The following is a 22,509-nucleotide window of genomic DNA, read 5'->3' on the forward strand; positions in this document are numbered from 1 at the left end:
ATGCGTGTGCTTAAATTTGGCGGTACTTCGGTTGCAAATGACGAACGAGTACTGAATGTTGCCGACATCGCTGAAAGTAAACTAGCAGATGGACAAGTGGCTTTGGTGTTATCCGCGCCAGCAAAAATCACTAACCATCTGGTTGCTATGATTGAAAAAACGGTTGCAGGACAAGATGTCATCACGCATGTTAATGATGCTGAAATGATTTTTGCTAACCTTTTAAAAGGATTAAAAGAAAAACAACCCGGTTTTGAATATGACCGTTTAAAAAAATTGACAGAGCAAGAATTCGCACAAATCAAACAAGTACTGCATGGTATTACTCTTCTCGGACAATGTCCTGACAGCATTAACGCAGCCATTATCTGCCGTGGCGAGAAACTCTCTATCGCCATTATGGAGTCGGTGCTAAAAGCACGCGGCCATAATGTGACTGTAATTAACCCTGTAGAGAGCTTACTCGCGAAAGGCCATTACCTTGAGTCTACCGTTGATATAAATGAGTCAACAAAACGCATTGCTGATTTAAATATACCGAAAGATCATTTTGTCTTAATGGCGGGCTTCACTGCAGGTAATGACAAAGGTGAATTAGTGGTATTAGGTCGTAATGGGTCTGATTATTCAGCTGCAGTTTTAGCGGCATGCTTACGGGCTGATTGTTGTGAAATCTGGACTGATGTAGATGGGGTTTATACTTGTGACCCGCGTTTAGTACCCGATGCACGCTTGTTGAAAGGTATGTCATATCAGGAGGCCATGGAGTTATCCTACTTTGGTGCCAAAGTTCTCCATCCTCGTACCATCGCCCCAATTGCTCAATTCCAAATCCCTTGCCTGATAAAAAATACCACTAACTTAAGCGCTCCGGGGACTTTAATTGGTGATGGTCAAACTGACGATAGCACACCAGTGAAAGGGATCACCAACCTGAATAACATGGCGATGATTAACGTATCTGGCCCCGGTATGAAGGGAATGGTGGGTATGGCTGCACGCATTTTCTCAGTCATGTCTCGTAAAGGGATCTCGGTCGTCCTGATCACGCAGTCTTCATCAGAGTACAGTATTAGCTTTTGTGTCCCGCAAAATGAATTAGTGAGAGCACGTGCCGCACTGGAAGAAGAGTTTTACTTAGAGCTGAAAGATGGCGTACTTGATCCTCTGGATGTGATGGAGCAGTTGGCGATTATTTCAGTTGTGGGTGACGGCATGCGCACGTTGAAAGGCATTTCCGCGCGTTTCTTCTCCGCTTTAACTCGCGGTAACATAAACATTGTCGCTATCGCACAGGGGTCTTCCGAACGCTCTATTTCTGCTGTTATTGCCAACGAGTCAGCCACAACGGCGGTACGCTTATGTCACCAAATGCTATTTAATGCGGAACAAGTTATCGAGGCCTTTATCATTGGTGTTGGTGGCGTTGGTAATGCATTAATTGAGCAAATTCACCGCCAGCAACAATGGTTAAAACAAAAGCATATTGATTTGCGTGTATGTGGTATTGCTAATTCACGGGCAATGTTAACGGATATGCAAGGGATTGATTTAGATAACTGGAAAGCGGAGCTAGCGGAAGCGAAAGAGCCATTTAGTTTAAGCCGTTTAATTCGCTTAGAGCGTGAATACCATTTCTTGAACCCTGTCATTATTGACTGCACATCAAATCAGGAAATTGCAGAGCAGTATGTCAATTTCTTGAAAGATGGTTTTAATGTGGTCACACCAAATAAAAAAGCCAATACTTTGTCGATGGATTACTACCATCAGTTACGTGCGGCAAGTGAAACATCGAAACGTAAATTCCTCTATGACACTAACGTAGGCGCGGGCTTGCCGGTTATTGAGAACCTGCAAAATTTATTGAATGCAGGGGATGAACTGGTTCATTTCAGCGGAATTTTATCCGGTTCTTTATCATTCATCTTTGGTAAGTTAGACGAAGGCATGTCTTTATCCGAAGCCACAACACTCGCTAAAGAAAAAGGTTTTACGGAGCCAGACCCTCGTGATGATTTATCGGGTATGGATGTGGCGCGTAAATTGTTAATTTTAGCCCGTGAAGCAGGTTATGACTTAGAGTTACAAGATATTGAAATTGAACCTGTTTTACCAACGGATTTTGACAGTAGTGGCGCAGTGCCTGAATTTATGGCACGCCTACCACAATTGGATGAACAATTTGCGCAACGTATAAAAGCCGCAGAAGCAGAACAAAAAGTGTTACGCTATGTTGGATTGATTGAAGAAGGACGCTGTCAGGTTAAGATTGTTGCCGTAGATGGTAATGACCCTCTCTTCAAAGTTAAAAATGGCGAAAACGCACTAGCTTTCTATACACGCTATTACCAACCAATTCCTTTAGTATTAAGAGGTTATGGCGCAGGTAATGATGTTACTGCGGCTGGTGTATTTGCGGATATGCTGCGTACCCTTTCATGGAAATTGGGAGTTTAATAAGTGATTAAAGTTTATGCACCGGCTTCAATTGGTAATGTGAGCGTCGGGTTTGATGTCCTAGGGGCAGCAGTTTCGCCTGCAGACGGTTCACTATTAGGTGATTGTGTAACAGTTGAAGCGGCAGACACCTTTTCGTTGACGAATAAAGGCAAATTCGTTGCTAAACTTCCGAAAAAGAATGAGCACAATATTGTTTACCAATGTTGGCAGCTGTTTTGTGAGCGTCTTGGTCAGCCATTAAATGTTGCGATGACGCTTGAAAAAAATATGCCAATTGGTTCAGGGCTCGGTTCTAGTGCCTGCTCTGTTGTCGCCGCATTGATGGCGCTAAACGAATTTGCAGAGAAACCATTTGATGATACCCAACTGCTTGGCATGATGGGGGAACTGGAAGGGCGTATTTCTGGTAGTGTGCATTATGATAATGTCGCTCCGTGTTTTTTAGGTGGTTTACAACTGATTATCGAGCAAAATGGTATTATTTCACAGCCTGTACCTGCATTTGAAAATTGGTATTGGGTTATGGCCTATCCAGGAATTAAAGTATCAACAGCGGAAGCACGTGCGATCCTGCCTGATAGCTACCCACGTCACGACATTGTAAACCATGGTCGATACTTATCAGGGTTCATTCATGCATGTCATACAAACCAGCCGTTACTTGCAGCAACGATGATCCAAGATGTTGTTGCTGAGCCTTATCGTACACAACTATTACCGGGTTTTGCGGCAGCGCGCCAGAACGCAAAAGAAATAGGTGCATTGGCGTGTGGTATCTCTGGCTCTGGGCCAACACTATTTGCTATTTGCGATGAGAAACATATCGCTGAAAATATGGCGAGCTACTTGCAACAACATTATATTCAGAATGATGAAGGCTTTGTGCATATCTGCCGTTTGGATCTGGCCGGGGCAAGGACAATAGGGTAAATAATGAAACTGTATAATTTAAAAGATAACAATGAACAAGTAAGTTTTGCGCAAGCGGTTAAGCAAGGGTTAGGGAAGCAACAAGGCTTATTCTTTCCCCAAGATCTGCCTGAATTTAGTGCGGCTGAAATCGACGAATTATTAAAATTAGATTTTGTCACACGTAGCAGCCGTATTTTAAGTGCTTTTATTGGTGATGAAATTCCATCAGAAGAGCTAGCAGCGAGAGTTAAAGCCGCATTTGCTTTTCCTGCGCCAGTTTCTAAAGTTGAAGATGATGTTGCAACGTTGGAGCTATATCATGGGCCAACCCTCGCATTTAAAGACTTCGGTGGCCGCTTTATGGCTCAGGCGTTAGGTCAAGTCGCTGGTGAGCAACCTGTGACCATTTTGACGGCAACTTCAGGGGATACCGGAGCGGCAGTCGCTCACGCATTCTATCGTCTTAATAACGTGCAAGTTGTTATTCTCTATCCAGAAGGGAAAATCAGCCCGCTGCAAGAAAAACTCTTTTGTACACTGGGTGAAAATATTCATACGGTTGCGATTAAAGATGACTTCGATGCGTGTCAGGCATTAGTAAAACAGTCATTTGATGACGAAGAGTTGAAAAAGGCGCTGTACTTAAATTCAGCGAACTCGATCAATATCAGTCGTTTACTTGCTCAGATCTGCTATTACTTTGAAGCGGTCGCGCAGATCCCAGCAGAAAAACGCGATCAACTAGTGATCTCGGTTCCGAGTGGGAACTTTGGGGATCTTACGGCAGGTTTATTAGCCAAAGCAATGGGCTTACCTGTCAAACGCTTTATTGCAGCGACTAACGTAAATGATACTGTGCCGCGTTACCTTGTTGATGGACAATGGAAACCAAAGCAAACTGTGGCTACATTATCGAATGCCATGGATGTTAGTCAGCCGAACAACTGGCCTCGTATTGAGGAGTTATTCCGCCGTAAAGGTTGGTCCCTTGATGAATTAGGCCATGGGGTTGTGAGTGATGAAGTGACTAAAGAAACAGTACGTGAATTAGATAAAAAAGGATATTTATCTGAGCCACATGCTGCGGTTGCTTATCGTGTGCTGCGTGACCAGTTGCAAGAAGGCGAATACGGGCTGTTTTTAGGTACGGCACATCCAGCTAAGTTTAAGGAAAGTGTTGAAGAGATCCTTAATAAGGCCATACCTTTACCAAAAGAGTTAGCTGAGCGTGCAGAGCTACCGCTACTTTCACACTTTTTACCATCTGACTTTACCCAATTACGCACATTTTTAATGAAATTAGCACCTAAGCAATAAAGAATATGTGGATACGAAAAACGGAAGCAGAAGCTTCCGTTTTTAATGATAAGACCATTTATTGTTAAGGTAATTATATGGTTTCATATTGCCACATCACTTATTCACAGCTAATGAATTTGCCTATTAGAGTGTACTGATGCCGTCGAGGCCATCTCTACCACCATCTGAACCACCGCGTCCCCCTTTACCGCCTTGGCTGCCATTGCCACCATTGCCGCCATTTCCACCTCCAGAACCATTTCCACCATTGCCGCCATTCCCACCATTACTTCCCCCATTCCCCCCGTTTCCTCCATTCCCATTCATTGTGCCATTGCCGCCATTACCACCATTGCCGGTTCCATCACCATTTCCCCCATGGCCACCGTCACCACCGGTAACACTACCATGGCCACCATTTCCACCGTTACCATTACTGCCAGCTTCTGCATTTCCACCGTTACTACCGTTGCCGTTATTTGAACCTGTTCCGCCATTTCCACCATTTTGACCATCACCACCTTGCCCGGCCTGACCACCTAATCCACCTTGACCATGACTTCCATTTTGGCCATGATTTCCGTTTTGCCCATGGCTTGCAAAGCTAAGGATCTTAGAATAATAATATTGACCATTTAATATCGAACATATTTTATTATTAACGTCATTAATAATAAGTTCATTTTTTAACGAACAGTTAGATGTAGTATTAAATAAGGAATGAGAATAACTTGAGATGGAATAAGAGCTAATTAATAACAGACTTAATGAAATGCAAACCTTATGATTCATGTATTTCTCCTTTCCCCCTCCAAAAAGAAGGGGGAGAAATTTAATATTGAGATAAATTAATGACCATGTCCGCCATTGCCGCCGTTACCACCATTGCCACCATGACCACCGTTGCCACCATTACCACCATTACCACCGTTTCCACCATTATGTAGTGAATATTCGGCAGAAAAAGTCATTATATTTTTTGATGATAATTGAGACTCTAAGGAAGTTGCAGATGCTAGTGTTGAAAATAATAATGATGCGATAATAATAGATGCTTTGTACATAATAAATCCTCATTGAAAAGTTTAAATGAATGTGTACTGCAAGTGAATTGTAATTCACAGATTCGAATAATCAATAAAGGATTTATTTATTTAGGTAATAAAAAATGTAATAGGGTAAATCATTATAATAAGCTTTAAACTTACTATAATGATTTTCCGATTAAAATAGACTTTTGTTTTATTTAATTGAACTAAATAATTTTATTTAAAACTAATTATTTGTTATCTTTTGATATTTTCATAATTTCATTTTGAATTGGTGCCGAAGAGCTATTTTTATTGAAACTTAGCATAGTAATAGCCTTCTCACTTTCATTCATATCGGAAAATAATTTAGCCGTTTTTACTATCGGTTTTTTATAGTTAGGTGATTGCTTTTGATGGCGGCTGATCATATTCAGTATTACTGGAGATGTGTTATTTTGAGTAAAATTCAATGCAGTAGCAGCTTGAGTATGTTCATCTAATTGAAGAAATGACTGAGGTGAGTTAATTATATTATTGCCAGAAATACCCGCTTGCTTTAAATGGTTATTAATCGATTTTAGATTGGAATAAGAGGTATTATTTTCAGTGAAACTGAGAGCAGTTGCTGCATTATAATGAATTTCTTTTTCTGTTTGGGCTGCTGTTACATGTGTTGTTACAGCAGAAATCGCTAAAGCAAAAATAATTTTTTTCATTGTGAATCCTTATTAAGTTAAATAATTTATCTTATAACTATAATAAGGCTTTATTTCTGTCTGAATACTGACAACAAAATGACAAAATTGCCATTTATAACGAAATTTTTAATTTTATTTTATAGGTAAAAATACAGTGAAACGTGTTGAAAAATCATCTGATGTTACAGTGATCCTGCCTTTATGTGCTGATACAATCGATTTGACGATAGCTAATCCGATACCGCTTCCTTCATTTTTTCGTTGTCTTGATTTATCCACGCGATAAAACCTATCAAAAAGTTTAGCTAAATGTTCTTCTGGTATTTTTATACCAGGGTTGCTGATGATTAATTCAATTCCCTCTTTTACATTTGAAATATTAATACTGATAGAATCGCCTTTTGGGGTATAGCGGATAGCATTTGAGATTAAGTTAGTAATCGCTCTCCTTAACATGTCTTTATCGGCCATAATAGAGGTTGTTTCACCAATCAGCTTGAGTTTTATTTCATTCTCTTCTGCGAGATATTCAAAATAATCAAATATAAGCTCTATTTCAGTTTTAATATTAATCATTTTTTTCTCTGGAATAAGCCTATTATCATCTGCTTGAGCAAGAAAAAGCATGTCAGATATCATTCGTGATAGACGGTTATATTCTTCCAAATTAGAATATAACACCTCAACTAGCTCTTCTTTACTGCGGTTTTTACTCAGAGATATTTGAGTTTCAGTCATTAAATTAGTAATTGGCGTACGCATTTCATGGGCAATATCTGCAGAGAAATTCGTTTGCCTTACAAAAACATCTTCAATCTTTACTAACATCTGATTAAATGATTTAGTTAATTGCTTTAATTCATTAGGCACAGAGTCAGGGTCTAAACGAACACTTAAATTTTCAGAGGTTACATTCTTTATTTCATCGCTAACTTCTTTAAGTGGCTTGAGGCCTTTGATAACTAAAAAATAAACAACTGCAATAGTAAATAAACACAGTAAAATCGCACTGATTATCAGGTTATATATGAGAGAGCTAAGATAATTATGATGAAAATTAAGAGAAAGAGCCGTTACTAGGCGGTATTGCTGTATATCATTGGAGCGATATACCTTAATTTTACTTTCGGCTAATCGATAACTTTCAAGATATTGATCCGCATTATCTTTAGTCGAGTCATAATTTTTTAGGCGAGAAATGAGGTCTACAGTTGCATTTGAGGAAGTCAGGACATTCCCATTTTGATCTATGAGGTAGACAACCAAATCTTGGTGTTCATTCAAAATAGTTCTGATACGTGAAAATTGTTCATCTTGTGAGTTAGTTTTTTCACTTAATAAACTGCGAATAGTGAGATTTATTTGGCTCAATGTATATTCATCTTGCTGTTTGAAATGTAACATAACTGAATTGATCATGATCGAGCTAAATAATAATAAAGCGAGGGAGAGGGTAATACTGATTAAAACAATAAGACGAATTGAAATAGAGACAGGAGATCGAAATAACTTAATCATTTTCAGGGATCTCAAGTAAATAGCCCATTCCTCTGATGGTATGAATCAATTTAGGTTCATAGCCTTGATCTATTTTAGCTCTCAGTCTTTTGACTGCAACATCAATGACATTGGTATCACTATCAAAATTCATATCCCAAACTTTTGAGGCTATTAGAGAACGAGAAAGAACTTCACCTTGGTGAAGAATAAAAAATTCCAATAAAGAAAACTCTTTACTGGTGAGTATAATTTTATCATTTTCACGGGTAACGCGCCGTTTGATCAGATCAACATGCAAATTAGCGATGGTAAATTGTGTTTTTTGGATGCTGTTATTGCCTCTGCGCAATAAAGTTCTCACTCGGGCAAGTAGCTCAGAAAAATCAAATGGTTTAACGAGATAATCGTCAGCACCTAACTCTAACCCTTTGACTCGATGTTCAACATTACCTAAAGCAGTAAGCATGAGTATTGGTGTATTTTTTCCTACACTGCGTAATTTTTTTGCAATCTCCCAGCCGTTAATATCCGGCAACATCACATCAAGAATAATTAAATCATAGTCTTCAGTTGTGGCCATATGCAGGCCTGTAATGCCATTTTCGATTGCATCAACAATAAACCCGGACTCACTTAAGCCTTTAGATAAGTATTCTCTCGTTTTATGTTCATCTTCAACAATAAGTAATTTCATCTTAGACCTAGCAGACAGGTAAACAATACTGCCATTCTAAGCACTACAGTAACGAAATGTAAAATGACAAATTTGTCATTTTCATGTCATGAATCTAACAGTTGTTCTTTTTTACTATAGCCTCAATTTTAATCACTAGAGGCATGGCTATACCATGTATTCCCCAAAAATATTAATTATAGCTTATGCCTTAATTTTGACGGGTTGTGTTTCGCTAGCCCCTGAATATCAACGTCCTAATCTTAATGTACCTCATCAATTCAGTAGCAATATTCCTGATGCAGTAAAGCAGGCTCAAATAGAATTATCGATTCCTAGTTGGGACAAATTTATTCAAGATCCACAAATGAAAAGAGCGATAGAAATTGCGCTTGAGAAAAACAGTGATTTATATCTTGCTGCGTTAGATGTAGAAGAAGCTCGTGTGCGTTTTGGGTTAGCGGAAGCTGAAAAATATCCTCGAGTTAATTCATCAATGAGTGCTGACTACAGCCAATCATTAGAGTCTGGCACATCGTTCAATAAGAAATATAGTGCGGGTATTGATATCAGCTATGAACTGGATTTTTTTGGACGTATTAAAAATTTATCTGATGCAGATAAAGCAAAATTTATCGCTTCTCAAGAGATGAACCGTGCGACACAAATTATAACAATCAAAACGGTAGCAGAAGCGTATTTAGATGTGGTGTATAACCAAAAACTATTATTAATTGCACAAGAGACGAAACAAAGCTACCTCAATAGTCAATCGATAGTAATACAAAAAGTGGCGGCAGGAAAAGCGGGGCTATCAGACTTAGAACAAGCTAAAGGACAAGTTCAGTCTATTTCTATTAATATCGAAAAAATTAAAAGTGAAATTGCAAAAAATGAAAATTTACTGAATTTTTTGACGAATGATTATGTAACAAAGATAAACTCAGAGTTAGGGCACTACGAACCGAATTATCCCTTGATTACAACACCTTCAAATATTCCCTCTGAAATATTATTAAAACGCCCAGATATTATGGCAGCGGAACAAAATATTGTTTCTGAGAATGCCAATATTGGTGTAGCGAGAGCTGCTTTTTTTCCTTCAATTTCCTTTAATACGGGTATCGCAAATAATAACGAGTCTTTAACTGGGCTATTTGATTCTTCAAATGGTATCTGGAATTTTATTCCTAAAATCACGTTACCTATTTTTACTGGAGGATCAAATAGCCGAAATTTAGAGTTGGCAAATATTAGAAAAAATAAAGCGATTGCTAATTATGAAAAAAGCATTCAGGTGGCGTTTCGTGAAGTGAAAGATGCCCTAGTGATCAAATCGAGTTTAGAAAAACAACTTATATCCCAAGAGCAATATGTCAACACGCTGCAAAACGTCTTAATACAGAAACAAGCTAGTTATCGATATGGTGGCTTGAGCTATCTCGATGTTCTTGAAGCACAGCGTAGCTTATTTACCGAACAGCAAAATTTATTGATGTTGAAAATAGAACAGCAGAAGAATGAAATAAATTTATTCTCTGCACTAGGTGGCGGATTAATAAAATCATGAGGGTAACAATGAAAAAATTAAATACGGTATTTTTTGCAATTTCAATGGCGATGTTAGCAGCAACTGGCTATGCAAGCGGCGCTGAACATAACCACTCTATTTATCCAGAAAAAGTCGCAGAACCGACAATCAATACGGAAGGAAAGCTCATTTCGATTGATAAAGAGAACAAGAAATTAACGATTAACCATAAAGAAATTGAAAGTATTGGCTGGCCACCAATGACTATGCGTTTTACTTATGAAAATGAAAATATGATCAACGGTTTACAAGAAAATGATGAATTAAAATTTTCCTTTGTACAACAAGGTAATCTTTCAATGTTGAAATCCATCGAAAAGATAAACTAAATAGGTAGAGAGATGTTATGTCATTAGTTAACCTGACCAAATTGCTATTGGTAATTATTTTATCGAGCGTTATTTCAATTTTATTTTATCGTTATTTTTTCGTTGTAGAAAATAATAGCCAATCAGTTGAAAAACAAGAACGCACCGTATTGTATTGGTATGACCCAATGTATCCCAATACTAAATTTGATCAACCAGGAAAATCCCCATTTATGGACATGGACCTTGTTCCTAAATATGCGGATGAAAACTTGGCTTCAGCGGATAGCAAAGGAATAACAATTAACCCAACACAGACACAAAATTTAGGGCTTAAAACGGTGGATGTAAAGTGGGGAAAATTAAACTATGACTTAACATTTCCAGCTGAAATTGTGTTTAATGATCACCAATTTGCGATCGTACAAGCACGAGAAAATGGTTTTGTTGAAAAAGTTTATCCATTCACAGTCGGTGAGAGGATCCAAAAAGGCGTTCCTATTGCGGAGCTAACGATCCCAGCATGGGTTGAAGCACAAAGCGAATATCTCGCACTTAAGCAAATGAATGCGAGCCAACAAGATCTTAATAGCGTCATTGAGCGTTTACGTTTAAATGGTATGCCAGAAGGTGCGCTTTCCCAGTTTATTAAAACAGGAAAAGTGCAAACACGTTTTACCGTTCAAGCCCCTATTTCTGGGGTAATTACTGCACTTAATTTGCGCTTAGGGATGAACGTATCCAAAGAAGTCGTTATTGCACAAATTCAAGGAACAGATCCATTGTGGATTAATGCATCTGTTCCTCAGTCAGTTGCTGAATTACTTAATCAACAAACACAATTTACAGTTTCTATTCCTGCCTACCCTTCGCAGTTATTTAATGTAAAAAACTGGTTGATATTACCCAGTGCAGATCAAGCAAGTCGTACAATTAATATTCGTACAGAAATTGCGGATCCTAACCATTTATTAAAACCGGGTATGACTGCATATTTAAATCTAGTTGCAGAAGGTAAGGAAAGTTTGTTGATCCCATCACAAGCCATTGTGGATTCAGGGAAAAAACAGCATGTTATTGCTGTTGGTGAGAATGGTGAATTTATTCCGAAAAGGGTGCGAGTGCTGAGTGAATCCCAACAAATGACGGCAATATCTGAAGGCTTACAAGTGGGCGAGCATATAGTGACTCAGGGGATTTTCCTAATTGATTCTGAAGCGAATATTGCCGGGGCATTAGCCAAGATGGAAGCGCTTCCCGAACCATCGGCGTCATCTAATCATTCATCACATAAATCTCAGGAGTAGAGTATGTTGGAATGGATTATAAGACGCTCAGTTGCTAACCGGTTTTTAGTGCTAATGGGGGTCGTATTTTTAGTTATTGCGGGTATTTGGAGCATTCGCAGTACTCCTGTTGATGCATTACCTGACTTATCTGATGTACAAGTGATCATCAAAACCACTTACCCAGGGCAAGCGCCACAATTGGTCGAAAACCAAGTCACATACCCGATAACAACCACAATGTTATCTGTGCCGGGAGCAAAAACGGTGCGTGGTTTTTCTGCCTTTGGCGACTCATATGTTTATGTTATTTTTGAAGATAATACAGATTTATACTGGGCTCGTTCACGAGTTTTAGAATATTTAAACCAAGTCCAAAACCAATTACCTAAAGGTGCAGTGGCATCCATTGGACCTGATGCAACAGGTGTTGGTTGGGTTTTTGAATATGCTTTAGTGGATAAAACGGGAAAGCATAATTTAGCGGAACTGCGTTCATTACAAGATTGGTTTTTGAAATATGAATTGAAGGCGTTGCCAAATGTTTCAGAAGTTGCAACCGTTGGCGGTGTGGTTAAATCTTACCAAATCTTAGTTGACCCACTCAAACTTAGCCAATTTTCAGTGACATTACCTGAAATAAAACAGGCAGTTGAAATGGCTAACCAAGAAGCGGGTGGGTCATCGATTGAAATTGCTGAAGCTGAATATATGGTTAGAGCAAGTGGCTACCTTCAATCTATTGATGACTTTAATAAAATCTACCTAAAAACCTCGGAAAATGGCGTCCCCATTTACTTACAAGATGTGGCTCGAATACAGGAAGGGCCCGAAATGCGCCGTGGGGTTGCAGAGCTAAATGGAGAAGGCGAGGTCGTGGGTGGTATTATCTTGCTTCGTTCAGGTGAAAATGCACGTAATGTGATTCATGATGTAAAACAGAAGCTTGAAGATTTAAGTGCTAGCTTGCCGGAAGGCATCGAAATTATCACGACTTATGATAGAAGTATTCTTATTGATAACGCGATTGATAATTTAAGTTATAAGTTACTGGAAGAATTTATTGTTGTCGCATTAGTGTGTGCTGTTTTTTTATGGCATTTCCGTTCTGCTCTCGTGGCTATTATTTCCTTGCCTCTTGGATTATTTATTGCCTTTATCGTCATGCGCTACCAAGGAATAAATGCAAATATTATGTCATTAGGGGGTATTGCAATTGCGATCGGAGCCATGGTGGATGCTGCCATTGTTATGATAGAAAATGCACATAAAAAATTAGAAAAGTGGCAGCATGAAAATGAAGGTAAAGTCATTGATAATGCCCAGCGTTGGAAAGTTATTACGGACTCGGCTGTTGAGGTTGGACCCGCATTATTTATCAGCTTATTAATTATCACATTGTCTTTTATTCCTATCTTTACGTTAGAAGGGCAAGAAGGCCGTTTATTCGGTCCACTCGCATTTACAAAAACCTATGCCATGGCGGGGGCTGCAGCGTTAGCATTAATTGTTATTCCAATTCTAATGGGGTATTGGATCCGCGGTAATATTCCAAATGAAAATAAAAACCCACTGAATCGTTGGTTGATTTCACTCTACAGCCCTATTTTAACTAAGGTATTGGCATGGCCAAAAACAACTTTGTTAATTGGTTTCTTATCTTTATTTACCGTGATATGGCCATTAAAACATTTAGGTGGTGAATTTCTTCCTGCGATTAATGAAGGTGACTTACTTTATATGCCCTCAACGTTACCGGGGGTTTCTCCTGCACAAGCAGCATTTTTACTACAAAATACAGATAAGTTAATCAAAACTATTCCTGAGGTGGATACGGTATTTGGAAAAGTCGGTAAAGCTGAAACAGCTACGGATTCAGCCCCGATGGAAATGATTGAAACAACGATACGTTTGAAGCCGCAAACACAGTGGCGAGAAGGTATGACTCTCGAAAAAATTATTGATGAGCTTGATGAAACGGTGCGTTTACCTGGAGTTGCGAACTTATGGGTTCCTCCTATTCGCAATCGTATTGATATGTTATCTACGGGAGTCAAAAGCCCTATAGGTATCAAAGTATCCGGCAGAGATCTCGAAGAAATTGATGCATTAGCCCAAGAAATTGAAAAAGTCACCAAATCGGTGCCTGGAGTTGTTTCTGTTTTAGCCGAGCGATTGGTTGGTGGGCGCTATATTGATGTCAAAATTGATAGAGAAAAAGCAGCTCGTTTTGGTATGAGCATCAGTGACGTACAAGTTTATATTTCAATGGCGACTGGCGGGGAAATGGTTGGGGAAACGGTTGAAGGGATTGAGCGTTATCCAATTAGCATAAGATATCCTCAAGATTACCGAAATAGTGTATCTGCGATGAAATTGTTGCCAATTTTAACGCCGAGTAAACAGCAAATTGTGCTTAGTGATGTTGCGGATGTATTCGTGAATATGGGCGCTCCAATGTTGAAAACTGAGAATGCAAGACCGACTAGTTGGATTTATATTGATGCGCGCGATCGCGATATGGTCTCTGTTATTAAAGATATTGATGCAGCAATAAAAGATAACATCCAAATGAAGCCGGGTCTTAGCTATTCCTTTACGGGGCAATTCGAATTACTTGAAAGGGCTAATCAAAAGTTAATGTTAATGGTTCCCGCTACCATCATGATTATTTTTGTCTTGCTTTATTTAGCATTCAGACGATTTAGTGAAGCTTTGCTGATTTTATTAAGCTTACCTTTTGCTTTGGTTGGGGCTATTTGGTTCCTTTACTGGATGAACTTTAATTTATCGGTTGCGACAGGAACTGGATTTATTGCATTAGCAGGTGTAGCCGCTGAATTTGGTGTGGTAATGTTGATTTATTTACGCCATGCAATCGAAGATAAAGAAAAACAGCAAGGAATAAGCAGCTTATCAGATCAAGATTTAGACCGTGCATTATATGAAGGCGCTGTTTTACGAGTTCGTCCTAAAGCCATGACGGTTGCTGTAATTTTAGCGGGCTTATTACCCATATTACTTGGAACAGGCGTTGGTTCGGAAGTGATGAGCCGTATTGCGGCGCCGATGATTGGCGGCATGATCACCGCACCGTTATTATCCCTATTTATTATTCCTGCAGCTTATAAATTAATCTGCCAGTTACGTCATAATAAATAATGATGAATATTCACCATGACTATTTTGAAGGTAAATTAAAAATGAAAAAATTAATGTTGAGTGGAATGTTATTACTGTCATTTTCGGCATTTTCTCAAAGCCAGAGCGTGCAATTGTATAAAGATGCAAATTGCGGTTGCTGTGAATTGTGGGGAGAAGGGGTTAAAAAAGCGGGATATAACGTTGAAGTGAACGAAATTAGTTATGATGAATTAAATCAACTCAATGATGAATTGAAGGTCCCTTATAACTTACGCAGCTGCCACATAGCGAAATACAAAGGCAAAGTGATTGTTGGGCATGTTCCTGTGAGTAGCCTTGATGCGATTGATGCTTTACCGGCAGATGTGGTGGGAATTTCTGTTCCGGGCATGCCAATTGGTAGCCTAGGTATGGAGCAGCCAGATGGCCGTACTCAGCCTTATTCTGTGGTGCAGTTTAAAGCAAATGGGGAATATCGTTAATTAAGCTGTATTTCAGTAAGTTGCAGGATTTCCTGCAACTTGTGTATTTCATTAGCTTTCTAATATTAATTCGATAGCTTTGAGCTCTTCTTGCGTAAAATTACGATTTTTTAGGATCCCCATCGCATCATCAATTTGGCTGATACGGCTTGCTCCGATGAGCACTGAAGTGATCCTATCATGTCTCAGTAACCATGCTAAGGCCATTTGGTTTAGCTTCTGTCCTCTTTTTACCGCCAGCTCGTTCAGCTGTTTAACCTTTGATAAAACGTTGGATGTGAGTCTTTCTGGCGGTAAAGAAGGATTACCCGCAGCGCGTGAATCCGCAGGAATACCATTAAGATAGCGATCGGTTAAAATTCCACCTGCTAACGGAGAGTATGCGATAGAGCCGACACCTTCTTCTTCCAGTAAATCAAGTAAATCTTCTTCAGGAGTGCGTTCTAGCATGGAATATCTAGGTTGGTGAATCAGGCAAGGGGTTCCTAATTCATTGAGAATATTAATGGCTTCTTTAGCTAAATTTGTTGGGTAATTAGAAATTCCCACATACAGAGCTTTTCCTTGGCGAACAATGAGATCTAGTGCTCCCATAGTTTCTTCTAATGGAGTATTGGGGTCAGGTCGATGATGATAAAAGATATCTACATAATCTAAACCCATGCGTTTCAAACTTTGATTTAGGCTTGCAACCAAATATTTTTTACTTCCCCAGTCGCCATAAGGGCCATCCCACATAGTGAAACCGGCTTTCGATGAAATGATCATTTCATCACGATAAGGCAGAAAATCCTGTTGCATGATCCTGCCAAATGTACTTTCGGCAGATCCTGGCGGTGGCCCATAATTATTCGCAAGATCGAAATGGGTGATCCCAAGGTCAAAAGCGTGGCGAAGCATGGCTTGGCAATTATCAAAGGGTTTGTTATCGCCAAAGTTGTGCCATAACCCTAATGAAATCAGTGGTAAGCGTAATCCGCTACGGCCACATAAACGATATTCCATTTCAGTATAGCGTTTTGATGATGCGACATAAGGCATACTTCACCTCCAAAATAGTGGGTAAAACTCAATTTATACTGTCATAAAGCTAAAAAGTAGGCTGAGGAATCAATGCTAATTCGTGCTTAGCAAGAAGGTTTATGAGTAAATTGTGATTGAGCCTGAAAAAAGAATGAAGTATTTTGAAATACGTGGGTATCTGCTGTGCGCCAGTCCCCACGTTTTGTGCATTAAGCTTGCTCTGGGCGAGTAAATATCAACTCGTTACCTTTAGATTGGCTTTCATCGAACTGATAGCCTTCTAAATTAAAATCAGCCAGTTGGTCTGTTTTCGTTAATTTATTTTGGATAATAAAACGGCTCATTAAACCTCGAGCTTTTTTTGCATAAAAACTGATAACTTTATATTTACCATTTTTTTCATCCAAGAAAATAGGCTTGATAATTTGGCCATCCAGTTTTTTTGTATTCACTGATTTGAAATATTCATCTGAGGCAAGATTGACTAATATTGGGTCTTTTTGCTCGGCTAATGCATGATTTAATTGCTTGGTGATAATGTCTCCCCAAAACTCATATAAATCTTTTCCACGGGTATTTTTTAAACGAATTCCCATTTCTAAGCGATAAGGCTGCATTAAATCTAGCGGTCTTAAAACACCATAAAGGCCTGATAATATACGTAAATGGGATTGAGCAAACTCAAAATCGTTTTGAGAAAACGTTTCTGCTTGCATACCCGTATATACATCACCTTTGAAGGCGAGGATCGCTTGGCGTGCATTTTCTGGGGTAAAGTCCGCATGCCATTCTGCAAAACGAGCGGCATTGAGCCCTGCAAGTTTGTCACTAATTTTCATTAAACTGGCGATATCCGCGGGGGTTAACTTACGACAGACATTAATTAATTTTTGAGACTCAGAGAGTAACTCAGGCTGAGTAAATTGCTGTGTTGCAAGTGGGCTTTCGTAGTCTAATGTTTTTGCAGGTGAAATTGTAATAAGCATGACTTGACCCTTAATAAAGAATGATACTACTTACTTTAGCAAAAATTCTGCCTAATTGGCTAATTGATACGATAAGCCAAACCAATATTATTCTTTATTACAATAACAGCACGATATAACTTGCTAAAAGGATTCAGTTTCTAATTGGCTAGCGAAATCGATTGCCAATCAAATAGTTGCTTTTGACTAGATTTACTTGCTTGCAGCAATATGGATGCATGATATTATCTGTAGACGGTGCGGCGATAGCCACAATTCCTTTATAATACGCAAAGTAATTCAAGTTGCAGTTTGTTAGCCTACACCACAAGAGTCGCAAGAATTGTAGGTAGCCAACACCGCTACAACTTGGAATATGACGGGTATAACAACGAGATTAAAGAAATGACCGATAAACTAACCTCATTACGTAGTCTGACAACTGTTGTTGCTGATACTGGCGACATCGAAGCAATGAAGCTTTACAAGCCACAAGACGCGACCACAAATCCATCGCTGATCTTAAATGCTGCACAAATTCCTGAGTACCGTAAATTAATTGATGAAGCGGTAGAATGGGCACGTAAGCAAAGCAATAATCGCGAGCAACAAATTGTTGATGCTTGTGACAAGCTGGCTGTTAATATCGGTCTGGAAATTCTGAAATTAGTTCCGGGTCGTATTTCTACTGAAGTTGATGCGCGCCTTTCTTATGATGAAGAAGCTTGTATTGCTAAAGCGCGTCACTTAATCAAAATGTACAACGATGCAGGCATCAGTAATGACCGTATTCTGATTAAACTGGCTTCGACTTGGCAGGGTATCCGTGCTGCAGAGAAACTGGAAAAAGAAGGCATTAACTGTAACCTGACTTTATTATTCTCTTTTGCTCAAGCACGTGCTTGTGCGGAAGCGGGTGTATACCTGATCTCTCCATTTGTGGGTCGTATTCTTGACTGGTACAAAGCGAATACAGATAAGAAAGAATTCGCGCCACATGAAGATCCAGGTGTGGTTTCTGTTACTGAAATCTACAACTACTACAAAGCTCACGGTTATAAAACTGTGGTAATGGGCGCAAGCTTCCGTAATGTGGGTGAAATCATTGAATTAGCCGGTTGTGACCGCTTAACTATCTCTCCAGGATTATTGAAAGAGCTGTCAGAATCACAAGGTGAATTAGTACGTAAACTGACAGATTCAGGTAAAACTCAAGAGCCAGGCGCTAAGTTGACGGAAGCAGAGTTCTACTGGCAGCACAATCAAGATCCAATGGCGGTTGATAAACTGTCTGATGGTATTCGTAAGTTTGCAGTAGACCAAGAGAAACTGGAAAAAATGATTGCAGATTTACTGTAATTTATTTCGTTTTTTCTTTAAAACCCAGCCGGTTGGTTGGGTTTTTTTATATCCATTTTTCATTGAGTTAGTTCTCAATTTGAAGATAAAAACACCTCGACACTGTATGCAGTCGTTCATCATGATATGATATCGCTCCTGTTTATTCTTAAGTGAACAGTTTTTGATTGAATAATTTCTTTGAGGTTTGTATGGATGAATTGCGCATAGGTCTGGTTTCTGTTTCTGATCGTGCTTCGAGCGGTATTTATGAAGACAAAGGTATTCCTGCACTAGAAGAGTGGTTAGCAAAAACGCTGACAACACCTTTTCGCATCGAAACTCGCCTGATCCCTGATGAGCAAATCATGATAGAGCAAACATTATGTGAGCTGGTGGATGAGTTTGCTTGCCATTTAGTCCTAACTACCGGGGGCACAGGCCCCGCTCGTCGCGATGTTACACCTGACGCAACCCTCGCGATTGCAGACCGTGAGATGCCGGGGTTTGGCGAACAAATGCGCCAAATTAGCCTAAAGTTCGTGCCTACTGCGATATTATCACGCCAAGTTGGAGTAATACGCAATCAGGCTCTGATTTTAAATTTACCAGGGCAGCCTAAAGCAATTGCGGAAACTCTGGAAGGCTTAAAGGACAAAGAAGGGAATGTAGTCGTTTCTGGTATTTTCGCCAGTGTTCCTTATTGTATTCAATTGCTTGATGGCCCATATGTGGAAACAGACCCTACGGTTGTGAAGGCATTTAGACCTAAATCAGCAATTCGTTCTGAGTAGTATTTCAATATAATCAGGTGAGCATTGACTCACCTGATTAATAATATTTAATGCATAAAATCACATACGTTAGTCAAACTTAACCACGTTGACCAATCGGTAATACAGTTTTGCCATATTGCTCATTTAAGATTTCCGCAACCGCTAAATAAAATGCGCTAGCACCACAGATAATTCCTTCAAAACCTGCAAATTTTAGTAATGCCGCATTTCCCGTAATATTACCAATCGCTAATAAAGCGAATAATACAGTTAAGCTACCAAAGACAAATTGCAAAACAAAATTAGCTTTGAATGTTCCCAAGAACATAAAAAAGGTAAAAATTCCCCAAATAGCGAGGAAAACACCTAAAAACTCAGGTGAAGTTGCTTCAGCTAATCCCATTGAAGGTAAAAATAATAGACCAACTAATGCAATCCAAAACATCCCGTAAGAAGTAAATGCGGTTGCACCGAATGTATTGCCTTTTTTGTATTCAATCAGGCCCGCAATAAATTGAGCAATACCACCATAAAAAATGCCCATACTTAAAATAACGGATGAAAGAGGGAAAAAACCTGCGTTATGAATGTTTAGCAGGATGGTTGTCATACCAAAGCCTAGTAAACCAAGTGGGCCTGGATTTGCAAGAGAGCTAGACTGCATATAACCTCTGGTAAAATATATAAAATTCAAATAGATAAAAAACAGAAAGTTTTGCCAAAGTGACAGCGGCGGCGCATCATACGCAGTTTTGATTGTTTAAACCATGATCACAAGACAGGTTTTTTTGCAATAAATGCAAATTTTTTTGATTCTCCCCCTTGATGAATGAATTTGTGACCCCATCTTAAAAGCATCAACTGATATCAATCCAAATTATTGCGTATTGAAAAATAATTTAGGCTCAGAGTGAAAACTCCCTTGAAAATGAAATATTGAGCCTCATATAGATTGATATCGAAATCATAGTGAAAAGAATTCCTTTGGAGGCGTTTTAGATGGGTAAAATCATTGGTATCGACTTGGGTACAACTAACTCATGCGTTGCAATTATGGATGGTACTACAGCTCGTGTTCTGGAGAACAGCGAAGGTGATAGAACGACTCCTTCCATCATTGCGTACACTCAAGATGGTGAAATTTTAGTAGGTCAGCCAGCAAAACGTCAGGCTGTGACTAACCCAGAAAATACTTTATTTGCAATCAAACGTTTGATTGGTCGTCGTTTCCAAGACGAAGAAGTTCAGCGCGACGTTTCTATCATGCCATATAAAATCATTTCGGCTGATAACGGCGATGCTTGGTTAGATGTGAAAGGCCAAAAAATGGCTCCGCCACAAGTTTCAGCTGAAGTTCTGAAAAAAATGAAGAAAACAGCTGAAGACTATTTAGGTGAGCCTGTAACAGAAGCAGTTATTACTGTACCTGCTTACTTTAACGATGCTCAGCGTCAAGCGACTAAAGATGCTGGTCGTATCGCTGGTTTAGAAGTAAAACGTATCATTAACGAACCAACAGCTGCGGCATTAGCATATGGTTTAGATAGAGAAGTGGGTAACCGTACTATTGCGGTTTATGACTTAGGTGGTGGTACATTTGACTTATCAATCATCGAAATTGATGAAGTTGATGGCGAAAAAACCTATGAAGTTTTGGCAACCAATGGTGATACTCACTTAGGTGGTGAAGACTTCGATACTCGTTTAATCAACTACTTAGTTGAAGAGTTTAAGAAAGAACAAGGTGTTGACCTACGTAACGACCCGTTAGCGATGCAACGTCTGAAAGAAGCTGCAGAAAAAGCAAAAATTGAGCTGTCTTCTGCACAACAAACAGACGTTAACCTGCCGTACATTACAGCGGATGCAACAGGTCCTAAACATATGAATATTAAAGTGACTCGTGCGAAATTAGAGTCACTGGTAGAAGATTTAGTTAAGCGTTCTATGGAGCCAGTTAAAGTTGCTCTGCAAGACGCGGGCTTAAGCGTGAGCGAAATCAACGACGTTATTTTAGTTGGTGGCCAAACACGTATGCCAATGGTTCAAAAAGTTGTTGCTGATTTCTTTGGTAAAGAACCACGTAAAGACGTGAACCCTGACGAAGCAGTTGCAATGGGTGCGGCAGTACAAGGTGGTGTTTTAGCGGGTGATGTTAAAGACGTTCTGTTACTTGACGTAACTCCTCTGTCTTTAGGTATCGAAACCATGGGTGGTGTGATGACTTCGTTAATCTCGAAGAACACCACTATCCCAACGAAACATAGCCAAGTATTCTCAACAGCGGAAGATAACCAAGCAGCGGTAACTATCCATGTTCTGCAAGGTGAGCGTAAACGTGCAAGTGACAACAAATCACTGGGTCAGTTTAACTTAGATGGTATTCAACCTGCCCCACGCGGTATGCCACAAATTGAAGTGACTTTTGATATCGATGCTGATGGTATCTTGCATGTTTCTGCGAAAGATAAAAATAGCGGACGTGAGCAAAACATCACCATTAAGGCTTCTTCAGGTCTGAATGACGAGGAAATCGAAAAAATGGTACGTGACGCAGAAGCAAACGCTGAAGCTGACCGTAAATTTGAAGAGTTAGTTCAGGTTCGTAACCAAGCTGACCAATTAGTTCACGGTACTCGTAAACAAATTGAAGAAGCCGGTGATAAATTACCAGCTGAAGATAAAGCGAATATTGAAAAAGCAACTTCTGAATTAGAAGCGGCAGCAAAAGGTGAAGATAAAGCGGATATTGAAGCGAAAATCCAAGCTTTAGTCACTGCATCTGCAAAACTTCTGGAAATCGCACAGCAACAAGCTCAAGCGCAAGCGGGTGGTGCTGCTGGCGCAGAAGCGAAGAAAGATGATGACGTTGTTGATGCTGAATTCGAAGAAGTTAACGACAAAGATAAAAAATAATGCCCTTAGCGGGCGCAGTAGCTGTAGCAAATGCTAGTTAATGGTTACTGATACCGGATACGGGCGTCGAGGGAACTCTACGCCCGTTCCGCATGTTAAGGGTA

Annotated in this window: 19 protein-coding genes; 11 read left to right on the forward strand and 8 right to left on the reverse strand. The window is 39.5% G+C overall.

Annotated features, from left to right (window positions below; translation table 11 throughout):
- The 3 genes from thrA to thrC are packed head-to-tail and all read left to right on the forward strand — an operon-like array spanning position 1 to position 4,692.
- Complete coding sequence (gene thrA, locus P3L37_RS02855) at positions 1-2,460, forward strand: bifunctional aspartate kinase/homoserine dehydrogenase I (RefSeq protein WP_109911987.1); 2,460 nt, start codon at positions 1-3, stop codon at positions 2,458-2,460.
- A 3-nt stretch (positions 2,461-2,463) separates the two neighbouring features.
- A complete protein-coding gene (thrB, locus tag P3L37_RS02860) occupies positions 2,464-3,393 on the forward strand; it encodes a homoserine kinase (protein WP_109911848.1) in 930 nt (309 codons plus the stop codon).
- A gap of 3 nt (positions 3,394-3,396) precedes the next feature.
- On the forward strand, positions 3,397-4,692 hold the full coding sequence (thrC, locus tag P3L37_RS02865) for a threonine synthase (RefSeq protein WP_109911849.1): 1,296 nt from the start codon (positions 3,397-3,399) through the stop codon (positions 4,690-4,692).
- Positions 4,693-4,818: 126 nt separating this feature from the next.
- Here the strand turns inward: thrC and P3L37_RS02870 are convergent, their stop codons facing one another.
- From P3L37_RS02870 to P3L37_RS02890, 5 genes are all read right to left on the reverse strand, one after another.
- Positions 4,819-5,466 carry a hypothetical protein gene (locus P3L37_RS02870; protein WP_004914728.1) on the reverse strand — a complete coding sequence of 216 codons (648 nt, stop codon included), beginning with the start codon at positions 5,464-5,466 and terminating at the stop codon, positions 4,819-4,821.
- Positions 5,467-5,522: 56 nt separating this feature from the next.
- A complete protein-coding gene (locus P3L37_RS02875; RefSeq protein ID WP_004914725.1) occupies positions 5,523-5,738 on the reverse strand; it encodes a hypothetical protein in 216 nt (71 codons plus the stop codon).
- A 215-nt stretch (positions 5,739-5,953) separates the two neighbouring features.
- Positions 5,954-6,421 carry a hypothetical protein gene (locus P3L37_RS02880; RefSeq protein WP_109911850.1) on the reverse strand — a complete coding sequence of 156 codons (468 nt, stop codon included), beginning with the start codon at positions 6,419-6,421 and terminating at the stop codon, positions 5,954-5,956.
- A 114-nt stretch (positions 6,422-6,535) separates the two neighbouring features.
- Positions 6,536-7,921, reverse strand: coding sequence for a Cu(+)/Ag(+) sensor histidine kinase (locus P3L37_RS02885; protein WP_004914721.1), 1,386 nt, complete (start codon positions 7,919-7,921; stop codon positions 6,536-6,538).
- Positions 7,914-8,597 carry a heavy metal response regulator transcription factor gene (locus P3L37_RS02890; RefSeq protein WP_109911851.1) on the reverse strand — a complete coding sequence of 228 codons (684 nt, stop codon included), beginning with the start codon at positions 8,595-8,597 and terminating at the stop codon, positions 7,914-7,916. Before P3L37_RS02890 ends, P3L37_RS02885 begins: the two co-directional genes overlap by 8 nt.
- Before the next feature lie 154 nt (positions 8,598-8,751).
- Here P3L37_RS02890 and P3L37_RS02895 point away from each other — a divergent pair, with 154 nt between their 5' ends.
- Genes P3L37_RS02895 through P3L37_RS02915 form a run of 5 tightly spaced genes read left to right on the forward strand, consistent with a single transcriptional unit; the run spans position 8,752 to position 15,387 of the window.
- Positions 8,752-10,146, forward strand: coding sequence for an efflux transporter outer membrane subunit (locus P3L37_RS02895; RefSeq protein ID WP_211889272.1), 1,395 nt, complete (start codon positions 8,752-8,754; stop codon positions 10,144-10,146).
- An 8-nt stretch (positions 10,147-10,154) separates the two neighbouring features.
- Positions 10,155-10,496: a copper-binding protein gene (locus tag P3L37_RS02900; protein ID WP_227024219.1), complete on the forward strand. Its 342-nt coding sequence runs from the start codon at positions 10,155-10,157 to the stop codon at positions 10,494-10,496.
- A 17-nt stretch (positions 10,497-10,513) separates the two neighbouring features.
- A complete protein-coding gene (locus tag P3L37_RS02905) occupies positions 10,514-11,782 on the forward strand; it encodes an efflux RND transporter periplasmic adaptor subunit (protein ID WP_110731402.1) in 1,269 nt (422 codons plus the stop codon).
- Between the two features lie 3 nt (positions 11,783-11,785).
- Entirely contained in the window at positions 11,786-14,923 is a 3,138-nt protein-coding gene (locus tag P3L37_RS02910; RefSeq protein WP_110731401.1) for an efflux RND transporter permease subunit, read from the forward strand.
- Between the two features lie 41 nt (positions 14,924-14,964).
- Positions 14,965-15,387 carry a DUF411 domain-containing protein gene (locus P3L37_RS02915; protein WP_042851912.1) on the forward strand — a complete coding sequence of 141 codons (423 nt, stop codon included), beginning with the start codon at positions 14,965-14,967 and terminating at the stop codon, positions 15,385-15,387.
- A gap of 51 nt (positions 15,388-15,438) precedes the next feature.
- Here P3L37_RS02915 and P3L37_RS02920 read toward each other — a convergent pair whose 3' ends face one another.
- Positions 15,439-16,428: an aldo/keto reductase gene (locus P3L37_RS02920; protein ID WP_004914707.1), complete on the reverse strand. Its 990-nt coding sequence runs from the start codon at positions 16,426-16,428 to the stop codon at positions 15,439-15,441.
- 191 nt (positions 16,429-16,619) lie between these two features.
- Entirely contained in the window at positions 16,620-17,396 is a 777-nt protein-coding gene (gene yaaA / locus P3L37_RS02925) for a peroxide stress protein YaaA (protein WP_109911856.1), read from the reverse strand.
- 384 nt (positions 17,397-17,780) lie between these two features.
- On the opposite strand from yaaA, the gene tal reads away from it, so the two are divergent.
- Together tal and mog are read left to right on the forward strand one after the other, a co-directional pair.
- Positions 17,781-18,734 (forward strand): transaldolase, encoded by a 954-nt coding sequence (gene tal, locus P3L37_RS02930; protein ID WP_004914703.1) that lies wholly within the window; start codon positions 17,781-17,783, stop codon positions 18,732-18,734.
- Positions 18,735-18,925: 191 nt separating this feature from the next.
- Positions 18,926-19,507, forward strand: a complete 582-nt coding sequence (gene mog, locus P3L37_RS02935) for a molybdopterin adenylyltransferase (protein WP_004914701.1) — start codon at positions 18,926-18,928, stop codon at positions 19,505-19,507.
- A 79-nt stretch (positions 19,508-19,586) separates the two neighbouring features.
- Here mog and satP read toward each other — a convergent pair whose 3' ends face one another.
- On the reverse strand, positions 19,587-20,153 hold the full coding sequence (gene satP, locus P3L37_RS02940) for an acetate uptake transporter (RefSeq protein WP_004905651.1): 567 nt from the start codon (positions 20,151-20,153) through the stop codon (positions 19,587-19,589).
- A 335-nt stretch (positions 20,154-20,488) separates the two neighbouring features.
- Between satP and dnaK the strand changes: the two genes are divergently transcribed.
- Complete coding sequence (dnaK, locus tag P3L37_RS02945) at positions 20,489-22,405, forward strand: molecular chaperone DnaK (protein WP_109911857.1); 1,917 nt, start codon at positions 20,489-20,491, stop codon at positions 22,403-22,405.
- Positions 22,406-22,509: the final 104 nt, after the last annotated feature.

This window comes from Providencia sp. PROV114 (genome assembly GCF_032704305.1).
GTDB lineage: Bacteria > Pseudomonadota > Gammaproteobacteria > Enterobacterales > Enterobacteriaceae > Providencia > Providencia rettgeri.